Genomic DNA, 12179 nt, shown 5'->3' on the forward strand with positions numbered 1-12179 from the left:
GGAGCCTTCTCAATGCGCGTCATTCTCTTCAGCAGCCAAACCTACGACCGCGAGAGTTTCCTCGGCGAACCGCTGCCGGCTGGCCTGGAACTGCAATTCCAACCCGCCCGGCTCAACCTCGATACCGTGGCCCTGGCCGAACACCACGAGGTGGTCTGTGCCTTTATCAACGACGACCTCAGCGCCCCGGTGCTGGAGCACTTGGCCAAGGGCGGCACACGCCTGATTGCCCTGCGCTCGGCGGGCTACAACCACGTCGACCTACCCGCCGCCCAGCGCCTGGGCTTGACCATCGTGCGCGTGCCCGCCTATTCGCCCCACGCAGTGGCCGAGCATGCCGTCGCCCTGATCCTGGCCCTCAACCGTCGCCTGCACCGTGCCTACAACCGTACCCGCGACGGTGATTTCAGCCTGCACGGGCTGACCGGTTTTGATCTGGTCGGCAAAACGGTCGGCGTGGTCGGCACCGGTCAGATCGGCGCGACCTTCGCCAAGATCATGGCCGGCTTCGGCTGCCAGGTGCTGGCCTACGATCCCTTCCCCAACCCACAGGTGCAGGACCTCGGGGCCCGCTACGTGAGCCTGTCTGAACTGTTGGCCGAGGCGCAAATCATCAGCCTGCACTGCCCGCTGACCGCCGACAGCAAACACCTGATCAATGCCCGCTCACTCGCGCAGATGCAAACCGGTGCGATGCTGATCAACACCGGGCGCGGTGGCCTGGTCGACACGCCAGCACTGATCGAAGCGCTCAAGCTTGGCCAGTTGGGCTACCTGGGGCTGGACGTCTACGAAGAAGAAGCCCAATTGTTTTTCGAGGACCGCTCGGACCTGCCCCTGCAGGATGACGTGCTTGCCCGCCTGCTGACCTTCCCCAACGTCATCATCACCGCGCACCAGGCCTTCCTCACCCGTGAGGCCCTGGCGGCGATTGCCGGTACCACATTGGCCAACATTGCCGCGTGGGCCGATGGCCGGGCGCAGAACCTGGTCAAGGGATGATCAGCGGTCACATACCAGGCTCATGATAGGCCGGCACCCGTGATAGGATGCCGCGCCTATTTGGAGGATCCATGGCCGAACACGATTTCCGCTTCAGCTTGCTGAGCCCGCAACATACCCTGATCGAATGCCGTGCCCTGGTGCCGGGCCGTTACCAGGTCACCGGCAACGGTGGTTCGATCAAACATGGCGACGTCCTGATCGTCAGCCTGCGCGGCAGTAAAACCCTGTCGATGCGACTGACCGTCGAAGGTGACGCACGCTACTCCATCCGCCCAGCGGGCCAGTGGGTCGCCATGGCCCAAGGGCCGAAGTTCGGCGAACTGGAGATTCACACCTGGAAGGTCAATTGCGACAGCTGCGACGCCGTGCTGGAGTTTGAATTCGCGGTAGAAACCAAGCTGACCAAGGCACCGCTGCAACCGGCCGCCAACGCGCGTATCAAAGAACTGGGCTGGGCCAGCGAAGGCGATAAGCACCGCTGCCCGAAATGCCAGCAGGCCGCGCAATGAAAGGCCCGCTGCTGCTCGCCGCCATCGGCATGGGCCTGGCAGGCTGCGCTGCCGATGGCGCCAAGCTCGAGCGCGACCACAGCTACGTAGTGGAATGGATCGGTGAGCGGCCGTTGATGGACTACGCGCACCTCACCGTCACCCTGGGCGCCGATGGCCGCGCCTATGGCAATGGCGGCTGTAACCACTGGTTTGCGCCGTACACGGTCGAAGGCGACAAGCTCAGCTTCGGCCCAGTCGGCAGCACCCGAAAAATGTGCGCCGAGGCCCTGATGGAGCAAGAACATCGCTTCTTCCAGGCCCTGCAAGGCGTGCAGCGTTGGGACATCTCGCCGATCGAGCAGACGCGGTTCTGGCCGGCCGAAGGCAAGCCGATCCGCTTGTGGCTCGAAGAAGGCTGATCTAGGCGCACTCTCCTGTATTAACGCGGTGTCCTCTGGTTCTGTGGGAGCTGGCTTGCCTGCGATGCGGACGACGCGGTGTATCAGGTACACCGCAGCGATGCCATCGCAGGCAAGCCAGCCCCCACAGTTTTATCCTTTCAGCGCCTTGAGCTTGGCCAACACCCCTTCCGCTGTCTGCTCACCCATCAACTGCTCACGCACCTTGCCCTTGTCGTCGATGATGTAGGTCACCGGCAATGCCTCGCTGCGCGGAATCTCGAAGATCCCGTCCGGGTTCTGGGCCAGTACCGTGAACTTGATCCCCAGCTTGTCGCTGGCGGCCTTCAGTTCTTCACCCTGCACATTGTCGAAGTTGACGCCGAACACCCCGACATTCTGGCCTTTCAACTGCTCTGCCAGGGCATTGAGCTCGGGGATTTCCGTGCGGCACGGCCCACACCATTCGGCCCAGTAGTTGACCACCAGCCACTGTTTGTCCAGGCGTTCGGCCGCCACTTTCTGGCCATATTGGTCAACGCCGTAATCGTTACCGCAGCCGCTGAGCAGCAGGGTTGTGATGATCGCCAATGCACCGATCAGTCGCCTTGTCATGGGGTATTCCTTCGCAAAAATGAACGTTGGCTGCGGCCTATCGCCTCTTACGGTTTAAGGACAGGCGCCAGCGCAGGTAGAATACCCGCCACCTTACGCAAGATGCGACCCGCACATGACCGATCTGACGCTTTATCACAACCCGCGCTGCTCGAAATCCCGCGGTGCGCTGGAACTGCTGGAAGCCCGCGGCCTCACCCCGACCGTCGTGCGCTACCTGGACACCCCGCTGGATGCCGCGCAAATCGAGGCCCTGCTGAAAAAACTGGGGATCAGCGCACGCCAACTGCTGCGCACCGGCGAAGACGAATACAAAACCCTGAACCTGGCAGACGCCAGCCTCAGCGACATCCAACTGATCGCCGCCATCGCAGCCCATCCCAAGCTGATGGAACGCCCGATCCTGGCAACCGCCGATAAAGCCATCATTGGCCGCCCGCCCGAGAACATGCTGGAGATCCTGCCGTGACTACGCCCTATGTGCTGGTGTTGTATTACAGCCGTAACGGCTCGGTGAGCGAGATGGCCCGGCAGATTGCCCGCGGTATCGAGCAAGGCGGCATGGAAGCGCGGTTGCGCACCGTGCCGGCGATTTCCACCGAGTGCGAAGCGGTGGCGCCGAGCATTCCCGACGAAGGCGCGCTGTATGCCAGCCTGGACGACCTGAAGCACTGCTCGGGCCTGGCCCTGGGCAGCCCGACCCGGTTCGGCAACATGGCCGCGCCGCTCAAGTACTTCCTCGATGGCACCAGCAACCTGTGGCTTACCGGCGCTTTGGTCGGCAAGCCGGCCGGCGTGTTCACCTCCACCGCCAGCCTGCATGGCGGACAGGAGACCACGCTGATGTCGATGCTGCTACCGCTGCTGCACCATGGCATGTTGATCACCGGCCTGCCCTACAGCGAGCAGGCACTGCTCGACACCCAGGGCGGCGGCACGCCGTATGGCGCCAGCCACCATTCCGGGCCAGACGGTAAGCGCATGCTCGATCAACATGAAATCACCCTGTGCCGGGCCTTGGGCCTGCGCCTGGCCAAGACCGCCACGCTGTTGGAGAACGGCCGTGGCCAGGAAGCCTAAGGTCCTGCCAACACGGGAATGGCTGGCGCCGCGGGTCAAGGTGGCACGCGCGCTGAGCCTGCTGGCGTTTTTAGGCCTGGTGGGCTTGTTGTGCGCGTACTACCTGTTGGTCGCCGACCTGCATGGGGCGCGCCCGTGGGTCATCCTGCTGATCGAGTTGGTGCCGCTGCTGATACTTGCGCCAGGCATGCTGATGGGCAGCGCACGCGGGCATTCGTGGATGTGCTTTGTGGTGAACCTGTATTTCATCAAGGGCGCGCTGGCGGCGTATGACCCGAACCGCCAGTGGTTCGGTGTGCTGGAAATGCTGGCGAGCCTGGCGGTGTTTTGCACGGCGTTGCTGTATGTGCGTTGGCGGCATCAGCTGAACCGGCGACTGGCCGATTGACTGATCGTTCCCACGCTCCGCGTGGGAATGCTGCCCAGGACGCTCTGCGTCCCGGGCCTAGTGCAAGGGTGACGCGGAGCGTCACAGGATGCATTCCCACGCGGAGCGTGGGAACGATCAGGTGATCAATGATTCACCGTGTAAGCCAACATCATCGACAACTGACACATCGGCCGCCCACTCTCGGCGTGCCACTGGTTGAAGGCGCCCTGCACCGTCGCCAGGTCGCGCAGGCTGGTCGGGGCCTTGTCGACAATCTTCTGCGCATTCAGCGCCGCCACCACGTCATCGCTCGGCACAAAGGTGTCCTTGCCGACCATGCGCAGAAAGCGCGGCGCCGACAGCCCGCCCAGTTGATGGCCATGCTTGCTCAGGTACTTCCAGAGCCCAACGATGTCAGTCACCGGCCAATCGGCGATAAACGCACCGAAGCTGCCTTTTTCCTGCTCGATATCCAGGATCATCTGCGCATTGCGCGGCACACTCTTGAGCTTGCCCAGGTGGCGGATGATGCGGGCGTCCTGCATCAACCGTTCCAGGTGCTCGGCGCCCATCAACACGACTTTTTCCGGGTCGAAGCCGAAGAACACCTGCTCGAACGCCGGCCATTTGGCATCAACCACGCTGTGCTTCAAACCGGCGCGGAACACCCGCAACGCCAAGGTCGACAGGTAACGGTCATCGGTGATCTTGCGCAATTGCGCCGGGGTCTTGGGCACCGGCAGATGGGCTTCCAGCTTGGCCGCCGAACCGAAGCGGTTCAGACAATATTCGTGCAGCCACTTGTAATCGCGCATGCCCTCTCCTGTCAGTTGAATTGAAAACGGCGCCCGCAAGCGCCGTGTACTAGAGCCTCGGGAAGACTCAGAGGTTCACTACATTGACGAAACGCGATGCGGCGGTCTCATCGATTTTCAAGCTGGTGAAGTCAAACAGGTTGCGGTCGGCCAATTGCGACGGGATCACGTTTTGCAGGCTGCGGAAGATACTTTCGGTACGCCCCGGGGTCTTGCGCTCCCAGTCCACCAGCATCTCCTTGACCACCTGGCGCTGCAGGTTTTCCTGGGAGCCGCACAGGTTGCACGGGATGATCGGGAATTGCTTGAAGTCGGAATAAGCCTGGATGTCCTTCTCGTTGCAATACGCCAGCGGGCGGATCACCACGTTGCGCCCATCATCGGCACGCAGCTTGGGCGGCATGGCCTTGAGCGAGCCGTTGAAGAACATATTGAGGAAGAAGGTTTCGACGATGTCATCGCGGTGATGACCCAAGGCCATCTTGGTCGCGCCGATCTCATCGGCAAAGGTATAGAGCGTGCCACGGCGCAGGCGCGAGCACAGCGAGCAGGTGGTCTTGCCTTCCGGGATCAATTCCTTGACCACCGAGTAGGTGTCTTTCTCGACAATGTGGTACTCCACGCCCAGTTCTTTCAAATAGGCCGGCAGCACATGCTCAGGGAAACCGGGTTGTTTCTGGTCCATGTTGACCGCCACGATCTCGAACTTGATCGGCGCGACCTTTTGCAGGTGCAGCAACACGTCGAGCATGGTGTAGCTGTCTTTGCCGCCGGAGAGGCAGACCATGACCTTGTCGCCGTCCTCGATCATGTTGAAATCGGCGACCGCTTCACCGGCCAGGCGACGCAGGCGTTTTTGCAGTTTGTTCTGGTTGACTGTAAGAGTGCCCATGGCGCTTGGATCCGCAAAGGTGTGTGACGAAAAGCGCAGCATTTTACCGGTAAGACTCGCCGAGTTCCAATGTGGGAGCTGGCTTGCCTGCGATAGCGGTGTGCCAGTCAACATCTCTGGTCCGGACAGGCCGCCATCGCAGGCAAGCCAGCTCCCACACTGGATCCCATGAATCCTGACAGACCGCACCGCGATTAGCGTGAGTGTTTACAGCGCAATTTGCTCTAAAGGCCCTACGGTTATTCCGGTCATCCCTTTCTATACTGCGACTTGAGGTCGCACATCTATCCAGACCTTTCAGGCCATTTGGCCCGTGGGCGCTCCGATGGGGGGCGATGGTAATAACGACAGGAGTGACTGGCATGATCCATCACGTCGTGGGGCTGTTTACCCATCCCGACCAGGAATGGCGGGAAATCCGTGGCGATAAAGAAGAAAGCATCAGCCACATGTACCTCACTCATACCCTGATTCTCGCGGCGATCCCCGCCATTTCCGCCTTTATTGGCACCACTCAGGTCGGCTGGGTCATCGGCAACCGCGCCCCGGTGATGCTGACCCAGGAAAGCGCGCTGTGGATGACCCTCATGTCCTACGCGGCCATGCTGTGCGGCGTGGCGGTGATGGGTGCATTCATTCACTGGATGGCCCGCACCTACGACGCCAGCCCAAGCATGGCCCGCTGCGTGGCGTTTGCCACTTATACCGCCACACCCTTGTTTATCGGCGGGCTGGCGGCGCTCTACCCGCATATGTGGCTGGGCATGGTCGTGGGCACTGCGGCGATCTGCTACACGGTGTACCTGCTGTATGTGGGGCTGCCGACCTTCATGAGTATCGACCCGGATGAAGGCTTCCTGTTTTCCAGCTCGGTATTGGCCGTCGGCCTGGTGGTGCTGGTGGCGATCATGGCCTTTACCGTGATCGTCTGGGGCCTGGGCGTCGGGCCGATCTACACCAGTTGAACGAAAAAACCCGCAGGCACGGCCACCGCAAGGTGGCTTTGTGCGTTATGCATGACCATTCGGCGCCTGACAGATTCGGAAACACCCAGCTTTGCGGCATACTGGGCGTCTCTGGAGATATGTACAGCATGCCCGAGCAACTCAATACCCGCGTCGAAGATTGTTTCCTGCAAGCCGAATCCTTTTTCAAACGAAGCTTCAAACGCCCCCAGGTCAGCCTCAAGCTGCGGGGCCAGAAGGCCGGTGTCGCGCATTTGCACGAGAACCTGCTGCGCTTCAACCCTCAGTTGTACCGTGAAAACAGCCAACACTTTCTCAAGCAAACCGTGGCCCATGAAGTGGCGCACCTGATTGCCCACCAATTGTTTGGCGAGCGTATCCAGCCCCATGGCGAGGAATGGCAGTTGATCATGCGCGGGGTTTACGAGCTGCCGCCCGACCGTTGCCACACCTACGAGGTCAAGCGTCGGCAGGTGACTCGCTATATTTACCGCTGCCCGTGTGCGGACAGTGATTTTCCGTTTTCACCGCAGCGCCATGGGCTGGTGAACCAGGGGCGGCGGTATTTGTGTCGGCGGTGTCGGCAGACTCTGGTGTTCACTGGAGAAACTCGGGTGGAATGAGGGCCTCTTCGCAGGCAAGCCAGCTCCCACATCTGGATCTGTGAACACAATCAAAATGTGGGAGCTGGCTTGCCTGCGAAAGCGCCCGCTCAGTCAACCTACAACCTTGGCCTGCCGCAATTGCTCTATCCGCTCAATACCGAACCCCAACTCCGCCAGCACCTCATCACTGTGCGCCCCCACCGCCACCCCAATATGCCTAGGCGCCGGCAACCCCTCGGAGAATTTCAGCGGGCAGGCCAATTGCGCTTGTGTCGAGCCGTCACCCCGGGGCACCTGGCTGACTAGCTCCCGCGCCTTCAACTGGGGATGCTCCGCCGCTTCGCTCAAACTCAACACTGGCTCAACACAGGCATCCACCCCAGCAAACAACTCACACAACTGGTCAAAACTGCGCTTCTCGAACTCCACCTGCAACGCCTGTTTGAGCACGGCCTGGCGTTCGGGCGTCACGCTGTGTGCCGCCAGTTCCGGGCGCCCCAAGGCCGCGCACAGCTGCTGCATAAACCCCGGTTCCAAACTGCCCACCGACATCCAGCGCCCATCGCGTGTGCGGTAGTAGTCATAGAAACTCCCGCCATTGAGCACATGGTTCTCCCACCCAGGCTCGACCCCGCAAGCCAGGTAACCGGCCCCCGCCATGGCGTTAAGGCTGAACGAGCAGTCGGTCATGCTCACATCCAGGTATTGCCCCACCCCGCTTTGCTGCCTGGCAATCACCGCCGCCAGCAAGCCCACCACGGCATGCAGTGAACCGCCCGCCACATCCGCCAGCTGTACGCCCAGGGGCAACGGGCCGGTGTCCTGGCGCCCGGTATGGCTGGCCACGCCGGCCAACGCCAGGTAGTTGATATCGTGCCCGGCGCGGTCCTTATAGGGGCCGGTCTGGCCGTAACCGGTGATCGACACATAGATCAGCCGCGGGTTGATCGCCTTCAGCGCCTCATATCCCAGGCCCAGGCGCTCCATGACACCGGGGCGGAACTGCTCGAGCAGGATGTCATGGCCCTTGACCAACTCACGCACAATCTCCAGCGCCTCGGCCTGCTTGAGGTCCAGGGCCAGGCTGCGCTTGTTGCGATTGAGGTAGGCGTGGCTGGCCGAGGTACCACGATCATGGGGCGGCAATACCCGCAACAGGTCCATCCGTGTGGGCGATTCGATACGCAGCACCTCGGCGCCCATGTCCGCCAGCATCAGGGAGGCAAACGGGCCGGGCAGCAAGGTGGAAAAATCCAACACTTTAAGGGACGCCAAGGGACCTGACATGGGGACTCCAGTTGGGTTGCGAATACTCACAGACTAGGCAGCCGGGCAGCTGCCGGCAATCGTCAGAACGATCAACCACAGTGACCGTTTTGATCACGGCGGGCTTTTTCGCGGCGGCGGCTTTATCATTGGCCGACGTTTGTTGGCAGAGTCTTCCATGAAGTTCGCGATTGCACTGTATAGCGCCGCCCACGCGCCCTCCTCGCGCCGCGCCCTGTTGTTCGCCCAGGCGGCGCTGGCCGGCGGGCATGAGATCGTGCGGCTGTTTTTCTACCAGGACGGCGTGTACAGCGCGTCCAATAACATCGTCGCGCCCCAGGATGAGCAAGACATTGCGCGCCAATGGCGCGAGTTTGTCAGCCAGCACCAACTCGACGGCGTGGTGTGCATCGCCGCAGCTCTGCGCCGGGGTGTGCTTAATGCCGAGGAAGCTGCGCGTTACCAACGCAGCGCGGTCAACCTGGAAGCACCCTGGGCGTTATCGGGCCTGGGGCAATTGCATGACGCGATCCAGGACGCCGACCGCCTGATCTGTTTTGGAGGGCCGTGACATGTCCAGATCCTTATTGGTGATCAGCCGCCAGGCCCCGTGGTCCGGGCCGAGTGCGCGGGAAGCACTGGATATCGTGCTGGCCGGCGGCGCGTTCGACCTGCCCATTGGCCTGCTGTTCCTGGATGACGGTGTGTTCCAACTGGCGCCGAACCAAGCGGCCAAGGCCGTGCAACAGAAAGACCTGAGTGCCAACCTGCAGGCCCTGGGCCTGTTCGGCATTGATGACGTGTTCGCGTGCAGCCATAGCCTGACCGCACGCGGGTTGCCGCCGCCTGCCCACGCGCAGGCGCTCGACAGCCAAGCCATTTCCCAGCTGATTGACCGTTACGACCAGGTGATTACCCTCTGATGTCGACTCTACATGTGGTGTCTCATTCCCCGTTTACCGACAGCCGCCTCGACAGCTGCCTGCGCATCTGTGGCACCGAGGACGCTATCCTCCTATGTGGTGACGGAGCCTACGGCCTGCACACGCCCGCCCTGCAAACCAAAGGCGTAAAGGTGTTTGTGCTGGCCGAAGACATGCAGGCGCGCAACCTGCCGCTGCCCGACTGGGCCGACAGCGTCGATTACCCAGGCTTCGTGCAACTGTCGATCGACTACGACAAGGTCAACACCTGGCTATGAACACCCTGACCGTCGGCGCACGCACCCTGGAACTGGATAAGGACGGCTACCTCGTCGACCTCAACGACTGGTCCGATGAAGTGGCGAATGCCCTGGCCGCTGCCGAAGCCTTGGAGCTGACGCCGGCACACTGGGAAATCCTCACCCTGCTGCGCCAGTTCTACACCGAATTCCAGCTATCCCCCGCCACGCGCCCGCTGATCAAGTACACCGCCTTGAAGCTGGGCCCGGAAAAGGGCAACAGCCTGCACCTCAACAAACTGTTCAACGGCACTCCCGCCAAACTCGCCGCCAAGCTGGCGGGCCTGCCCAGGCCGACGAATTGCTTATGACCGACTTTGCCCCCCTGACTCTCGTAACGCCCCAAGAGCATCCCTTTGCGCAGTTCGTGCGCATCCTCGGCAAAGGCAAGCGTGGCGCGCGCAACCTCACCCGCGAGGAAGCGCGGGAAGCCATGGGCATGCTGCTCGACGAAAAGGTCGAGGACACCCAGCTCGGCGCCTTCCTGATGCTGCTGCGCCACAAGGAAGAAAGCCCGGAAGAACTCGCCGGTTTCACCGAAGCCGTACGTGAGCGCCTGCACGCGCCAGCGCTGAACGTCGATATCGACTGGCCGACCTACGCCGGTAAAAAGCGCCACCTGCCGTGGTTCCTGCTGGCAGCCAAATGCCTGGCGCAGAACGGCGTGCGCATCCTGATGCACGGCGGCGGCGCCCACACTGCGGGGCGCTTGTACACCGAGCAATTGCTGGACGGCTTGCAGATCCCGCTGTGCCGCGACTGGCAACAGGTCCAGAGCACCTTCGCCCACGGCAACCTGGCATTTATCCCGCTGGGTGATTGGGCCCCACAGCTGCAACGCATGATCGACCTGCGCAACACCCTGGGCCTGCGCTCGCCTATCCACTCTCTGGCGCGCCTGCTCAACCCGCTGAATGCGCGTTGTGGCCTGCAAAGCATTTTCCACCCCGGTTACCAGGGCGTGCATCGCGATGCCAGTGGCTTGCTGGGTGACAACGTGATTGTGGTCAAGGGCGACGGCGGCGAGATCGAGATCAACCCCGACACCCTCAGTCACCTGTACGGCACCACCGGCGGCCAGAGCTGGGACGAAGAGTGGCCCGCCCTCTCAGACCAGCGCCACGTCAAGCCAGCAACGCTTGAGCCCGAGCACCTCAAAGCGCTGTGGCGCGGCGATGTTGAAGACAGCTACCCGCAACTGGCGTTGATCGCCACCATGGCGTTGGCCCTGCGTGGCCTTGGCCACCCACGGCAACAGGCGTTCGAGTTGGCCCAGCAGTACTGGGACGCACGGGATAAATCGATTTAATCGATCATTCACGCCGGTTCTTTGCGCTTTTAGTTCGAACTCATCCCTTTAGACTGGGCTCCAACGCTTATCAGCCAAGGAGCCAGTCATGGGTTTATTGATCGACGGACAGTGGAAAGACCAGTGGTACGAAAGTAGCGCCGATGGCGCTTTCCAACGGGAGCAGGCACAACGCCGCAACTGGGTGACCGCCGATGGCGCGCCAGGCCCGAGTGGTGAAGGCGGCTTCAAGGCCGAGGCCGGTCGCTATCACCTCTATGTATCCCTCGCCTGCCCGTGGGCGCACCGCACCTTGATTCTGCGCAAGCTCAAGGGCCTGGAAAGCCTGATCGACGTCTCGGTGGTCAGTTGGCTGATGCTGGAAAACGGCTGGACCTTCGACAAGGCCCACGGCTCCAGCGGCGACAACCTCGACGGTTTCAACTTCATGCACCAACGCTACACCGCCGATACCGCCGACTATACCGGGCGCGTGACCGTGCCGGTGCTGTGGGACAAAAAGCTCAAGCGCATCGTCAGCAATGAATCGGCGGAGATCATCCGCATGTTCAACAGTGCGTTCAATGCGCTGACCGGCAATACCCTGGATTTCTACCCCCAAGCCCTGCATTCGACCATCGACAGCCTCAACGAACGCATCTACCCCGCCGTGAACAACGGCGTGTACCGCGCAGGTTTCGCCACCTCACAACAGGCGTATGAAAGTGCGTTTGATGATGTGTTTGCCGAGCTGGATCATTTGGAACAGCACCTGGGCAGCCATCGTTATCTGGCCGGCGAGTACCTGACCGAAGCCGATGTACGGCTGTTCACTACGCTGATTCGTTTTGATGCGGTGTACTACAGCCACTTCAAATGCAACCTGCGGCGAATTGCCGACTATGGGAATTTGTCGAACTGGCTGCGGGAAATGTATCAGTGGCCAGGCGTGGCCGAGACGGTGGATTTCGAGCATATCAAGGGGCATTACTATGCCAGCCATCGCACGATCAACCCGACGGGGATTGTGCCGAAGGGGCCGTTGCAGGGGTTTGATACGGAGCATGATCGGGTGCGGCTGCCGGGTAAAGGTGTCTTTGGCTGATCCGGATCATCGGTTGTAATGAGATGGCCTCATCGGGGGCAAGCCCCCTCCCACACTTGGAA

General features: G+C 61.5%; 18 protein-coding genes. 14 read left to right on the top strand and 4 right to left on the bottom strand.

What is annotated here, in order from left to right; genetic code table 11:
* Nucleotides 1–12 precede the first annotated feature (12 nt).
* From RHM69_RS07870 to RHM69_RS07880, 3 genes are all read left to right on the top strand, one after another.
* The gene (locus tag RHM69_RS07870; RefSeq protein ID WP_200599901.1) at nucleotides 13–1002 is read left to right on the top strand and encodes a 2-hydroxyacid dehydrogenase; all 990 of its coding nucleotides are present in this window, start codon (nucleotides 13–15) and stop codon (nucleotides 1000–1002) included.
* Between the two features lie 71 nt (nucleotides 1003–1073).
* The gene (locus tag RHM69_RS07875) at nucleotides 1074–1514 is read left to right on the top strand and encodes a hypothetical protein (protein ID WP_003192054.1); all 441 of its coding nucleotides are present in this window, start codon (nucleotides 1074–1076) and stop codon (nucleotides 1512–1514) included.
* Nucleotides 1511–1915, top strand: a complete 405-nt coding sequence (locus RHM69_RS07880) for an META domain-containing protein (RefSeq protein WP_014718883.1) — start codon at nucleotides 1511–1513, stop codon at nucleotides 1913–1915. Before RHM69_RS07875 ends, RHM69_RS07880 begins: the two co-directional genes overlap by 4 nt.
* Before the next feature lie 132 nt (nucleotides 1916–2047).
* Here RHM69_RS07880 and RHM69_RS07885 read toward each other — a convergent pair whose 3' ends face one another.
* Nucleotides 2048–2509 (bottom strand): TlpA disulfide reductase family protein, encoded by a 462-nt coding sequence (locus RHM69_RS07885; RefSeq protein ID WP_003192057.1) that lies wholly within the window; start codon nucleotides 2507–2509, stop codon nucleotides 2048–2050.
* A gap of 115 nt (nucleotides 2510–2624) precedes the next feature.
* On the opposite strand from RHM69_RS07885, the gene arsC reads away from it, so the two are divergent.
* The 3 genes from arsC to RHM69_RS07900 are packed head-to-tail and all read left to right on the top strand — an operon-like array spanning nucleotide 2625 to nucleotide 3977.
* Nucleotides 2625–2978: an arsenate reductase (glutaredoxin) gene (gene arsC, locus RHM69_RS07890; protein ID WP_200599903.1), complete on the top strand. Its 354-nt coding sequence runs from the start codon at nucleotides 2625–2627 to the stop codon at nucleotides 2976–2978.
* Nucleotides 2975–3589, top strand: coding sequence for an NAD(P)H:quinone oxidoreductase (gene wrbA, locus RHM69_RS07895; protein ID WP_014718885.1), 615 nt, complete (start codon nucleotides 2975–2977; stop codon nucleotides 3587–3589). Before arsC ends, wrbA begins: the two co-directional genes overlap by 4 nt.
* On the top strand, nucleotides 3573–3977 hold the full coding sequence (locus RHM69_RS07900; RefSeq protein WP_032902853.1) for a DUF2069 domain-containing protein: 405 nt from the start codon (nucleotides 3573–3575) through the stop codon (nucleotides 3975–3977). Before wrbA ends, RHM69_RS07900 begins: the two co-directional genes overlap by 17 nt.
* A gap of 125 nt (nucleotides 3978–4102) precedes the next feature.
* Here the strand turns inward: RHM69_RS07900 and RHM69_RS07905 are convergent, their stop codons facing one another.
* Both RHM69_RS07905 and ttcA read right to left on the bottom strand, forming a co-directional pair.
* Nucleotides 4103–4774 carry a DNA-3-methyladenine glycosylase I gene (locus RHM69_RS07905; RefSeq protein WP_014718887.1) on the bottom strand — a complete coding sequence of 224 codons (672 nt, stop codon included), beginning with the start codon at nucleotides 4772–4774 and terminating at the stop codon, nucleotides 4103–4105.
* 67 nt (nucleotides 4775–4841) lie between these two features.
* Complete coding sequence (gene ttcA, locus RHM69_RS07910; protein ID WP_014718888.1) at nucleotides 4842–5666, bottom strand: tRNA 2-thiocytidine(32) synthetase TtcA; 825 nt, start codon at nucleotides 5664–5666, stop codon at nucleotides 4842–4844.
* Between the two features lie 362 nt (nucleotides 5667–6028).
* Between ttcA and RHM69_RS07915 the strand changes: the two genes are divergently transcribed.
* Together RHM69_RS07915 and RHM69_RS07920 are read left to right on the top strand one after the other, a co-directional pair.
* Complete coding sequence (locus RHM69_RS07915) at nucleotides 6029–6631, top strand: Yip1 family protein (protein ID WP_014718889.1); 603 nt, start codon at nucleotides 6029–6031, stop codon at nucleotides 6629–6631.
* Between the two features lie 128 nt (nucleotides 6632–6759).
* Nucleotides 6760–7254, top strand: a complete 495-nt coding sequence (locus tag RHM69_RS07920; protein WP_003192067.1) for a SprT family zinc-dependent metalloprotease — start codon at nucleotides 6760–6762, stop codon at nucleotides 7252–7254.
* Nucleotides 7255–7347: 93 nt separating this feature from the next.
* Here the strand turns inward: RHM69_RS07920 and RHM69_RS07925 are convergent, their stop codons facing one another.
* Entirely contained in the window at nucleotides 7348–8523 is a 1176-nt protein-coding gene (locus tag RHM69_RS07925; RefSeq protein ID WP_032902852.1) for a CaiB/BaiF CoA transferase family protein, read from the bottom strand.
* Nucleotides 8524–8680: 157 nt separating this feature from the next.
* On the opposite strand from RHM69_RS07925, the gene tusD reads away from it, so the two are divergent.
* From tusD to RHM69_RS07955, 6 genes are all read left to right on the top strand, one after another.
* On the top strand, nucleotides 8681–9073 hold the full coding sequence (gene tusD / locus RHM69_RS07930) for a sulfurtransferase complex subunit TusD (protein WP_003192069.1): 393 nt from the start codon (nucleotides 8681–8683) through the stop codon (nucleotides 9071–9073).
* A 1-nt stretch (nucleotide 9074) separates the two neighbouring features.
* Complete coding sequence (gene tusC / locus RHM69_RS07935; RefSeq protein WP_014718891.1) at nucleotides 9075–9425, top strand: sulfurtransferase complex subunit TusC; 351 nt, start codon at nucleotides 9075–9077, stop codon at nucleotides 9423–9425.
* Complete coding sequence (tusB, locus tag RHM69_RS07940; RefSeq protein WP_014718892.1) at nucleotides 9425–9703, top strand: sulfurtransferase complex subunit TusB; 279 nt, start codon at nucleotides 9425–9427, stop codon at nucleotides 9701–9703. The genes tusC and tusB overlap by 1 nt, the downstream gene beginning before the upstream one ends.
* Complete coding sequence (locus tag RHM69_RS07945; RefSeq protein ID WP_014718893.1) at nucleotides 9700–10035, top strand: TusE/DsrC/DsvC family sulfur relay protein; 336 nt, start codon at nucleotides 9700–9702, stop codon at nucleotides 10033–10035. Before tusB ends, RHM69_RS07945 begins: the two co-directional genes overlap by 4 nt.
* The gene (locus RHM69_RS07950) at nucleotides 10032–11033 is read left to right on the top strand and encodes a glycosyl transferase family protein (protein ID WP_014718894.1); all 1002 of its coding nucleotides are present in this window, start codon (nucleotides 10032–10034) and stop codon (nucleotides 11031–11033) included. Before RHM69_RS07945 ends, RHM69_RS07950 begins: the two co-directional genes overlap by 4 nt.
* 88 nt (nucleotides 11034–11121) lie before the next feature.
* Entirely contained in the window at nucleotides 11122–12117 is a 996-nt protein-coding gene (locus RHM69_RS07955) for a glutathione S-transferase family protein (protein WP_200599905.1), read from the top strand.
* The last annotated feature ends 62 nt before the right edge of the window (nucleotides 12118–12179 follow it).

The sequence above is a fragment of the Pseudomonas sp. CCI1.1 genome (assembly GCF_034348165.1).
GTDB classification, from domain to species: domain Bacteria; phylum Pseudomonadota; class Gammaproteobacteria; order Pseudomonadales; family Pseudomonadaceae; genus Aquipseudomonas; species Aquipseudomonas paracarnis.

Excerpts from the sequence above, each read along its gene's own strand:
- RHM69_RS07870 (WP_200599901.1), top strand. The coding sequence starts at position 13 with ATGCGCGTCATTCTCTTCAGCAGCCAAACCTACGACCGCGAGAGTTTC.
- RHM69_RS07945 (WP_014718893.1), top strand. The coding sequence starts at position 9,700 with ATGAACACCCTGACCGTCGGCGCACGCACCCTGGAACTGGATAAGGAC.
- RHM69_RS07920 (WP_003192067.1), top strand. The coding sequence starts at position 6,760 with ATGCCCGAGCAACTCAATACCCGCGTCGAAGATTGTTTCCTGCAAGCC.
- RHM69_RS07950 (WP_014718894.1), top strand. The coding sequence starts at position 10,032 with ATGACCGACTTTGCCCCCCTGACTCTCGTAACGCCCCAAGAGCATCCC.
- ttcA (WP_014718888.1), bottom strand. The coding sequence starts at position 5,666 with ATGGGCACTCTTACAGTCAACCAGAACAAACTGCAAAAACGCCTGCGT.
- RHM69_RS07880 (WP_014718883.1), top strand. The coding sequence starts at position 1,511 with ATGAAAGGCCCGCTGCTGCTCGCCGCCATCGGCATGGGCCTGGCAGGC.
- RHM69_RS07875 (WP_003192054.1), top strand. The coding sequence starts at position 1,074 with ATGGCCGAACACGATTTCCGCTTCAGCTTGCTGAGCCCGCAACATACC.
- tusB (WP_014718892.1), top strand. The coding sequence starts at position 9,425 with ATGTCGACTCTACATGTGGTGTCTCATTCCCCGTTTACCGACAGCCGC.
- RHM69_RS07885 (WP_003192057.1), bottom strand. The coding sequence starts at position 2,509 with ATGACAAGGCGACTGATCGGTGCATTGGCGATCATCACAACCCTGCTG.
- RHM69_RS07915 (WP_014718889.1), top strand. The coding sequence starts at position 6,029 with ATGATCCATCACGTCGTGGGGCTGTTTACCCATCCCGACCAGGAATGG.
- RHM69_RS07925 (WP_032902852.1), bottom strand. The coding sequence starts at position 8,523 with ATGTCAGGTCCCTTGGCGTCCCTTAAAGTGTTGGATTTTTCCACCTTG.
- tusD (WP_003192069.1), top strand. The coding sequence starts at position 8,681 with ATGAAGTTCGCGATTGCACTGTATAGCGCCGCCCACGCGCCCTCCTCG.
- RHM69_RS07955 (WP_200599905.1), top strand. The coding sequence starts at position 11,122 with ATGGGTTTATTGATCGACGGACAGTGGAAAGACCAGTGGTACGAAAGT.
- arsC (WP_200599903.1), top strand. The coding sequence starts at position 2,625 with ATGACCGATCTGACGCTTTATCACAACCCGCGCTGCTCGAAATCCCGC.
- RHM69_RS07905 (WP_014718887.1), bottom strand. The coding sequence starts at position 4,774 with ATGCGCGATTACAAGTGGCTGCACGAATATTGTCTGAACCGCTTCGGT.
- tusC (WP_014718891.1), top strand. The coding sequence starts at position 9,075 with ATGTCCAGATCCTTATTGGTGATCAGCCGCCAGGCCCCGTGGTCCGGG.